The sequence below is a fragment of the Actinotalea sp. C106 genome (assembly GCF_023630195.1).
In the GTDB taxonomy this organism is placed as follows: domain Bacteria; phylum Actinomycetota; class Actinomycetes; order Actinomycetales; family Cellulomonadaceae; genus Actinotalea.
Map to the genome: position 1 here is coordinate 1 of NZ_JALPKN010000502.1, position 1318 is coordinate 1318.

At 76.9% G+C, this 1318-nt stretch carries 1 pseudogene; it reads left to right on the forward strand.

What is annotated here, in order from left to right:
• Positions 1-86: 86 nt before the first annotated feature.
• Positions 87-1318: pseudogene (locus L0B03_RS18010) on the forward strand (copper oxidase); the annotation flags it as partial.

A 1318-nucleotide genomic window follows, 5' to 3' on the forward strand; every position in this document is an offset into this window, starting at 1 on the left:
CGGCCCCGGTCCGGCCCGTCCCGAGGCCCGTCCGGCGCGCGTCCCCCCGCCCCGCACCCCCGTCGGCCCGCGTCCGTGGAGGCATCATGAGAGCCCGCTGGCACACCCGCGTCAACCTCCTGGTGCTCGCCTGGCTGGCCGCAGCGGCCGTCGTGGCGATCGCGCACCGTTGGGTGCCCGTGGCCGAGTGGCTCATGGTGCACCTGCTCATGCTGGGGGCCGTCTCGACCGCGATCCTCATCTGGAGCGCGCACTTCGCCGAGGCCGTCCGGCGCCGACCGCTGCCTGGCGGTCACCGGGGCCAGGCAGTCCGCCTGGCCGGGCACACCCTCGGTGCGACGAGCGTGATGGCCGGGCTGGTCACGGGCCTGTGGGTGCTGGTGCTCGTCGGAGGCACCCTCGTCGCGGGGGTCGCCACCTGGCACGCGGCGACCCTCGTGGTCCAGGGACGCGCCGCGCGCGGGGGCCTCGGGGTCCGTCTCGGGTGGACGGCGCGCTACTTCGTCGCGTCCTCGCTGGTCCTGCCCGTGGGGGTGACCGCCGGGGTCCTGCTCGCCCGGACCGACCTCGGGGGGTCGGTCGAGGCCCGGACGTACGTCGCCCACACGGCACTGATGCTGCTGGGCTGGGTGGGGCTCACGGTCCTCGGCGCCCTCGTCACCCTCTGGCCGACGATGCTGCGGGTCCAGCTCGTCCCGGGGGCCGAGCGGTCCGGGAAGGTCGGCCTCGGCGTCCTTCTCGGTGGCCTCGCGGTCGTCGTGGTCGGCGCCGCCGTGGGCCTCCTGGTGCTGGCCGCGGGGGGCTTCGCGGTCTACCTGGTGGGGATCGTCGTGGTGGGCCGGCCGCTGGCGGCCGAGGCGCGACGGCGCGTACCCGACACCTTCGCCTCGCGCTCGGTCGGCCTCGCGGTGCTGTGGTTCGCGGGGTCGACCCTGTGGTGGGGCGGATCCCTGCTCGCGGCGCCCGGCTGGGCCGAGGCCCAGGCCGCGATGCGCGCGGTGATCGTGCCGCTGGTCGTCGGCTTCGCGGCCCAGGTGCTGCTCGGTGCGCTGAGCCACCTCGGGCCGATGATCATGGGCGGTTCCCCGGCGGGGGTGCGTGCGGCCCGGGCCGTGGTCGAGCGCGGCGCGGGGGCGCGTCTGGTCATCACCAACGCGGGCCTCGTGCTCTTCGTGCTCCCCGCCCCCAGCGTGGTGCGGGTCCTGGTCTCGATGCTGGTCCTGGCCGCGCTCGTGGCCGGCCCGGTGCTCCTGGTCCGGTCCGGGGTGCTCGCCCGGCGCGCGCGGCGCGGTGCGCCCGTGACCGGGGCCCTGGCGAT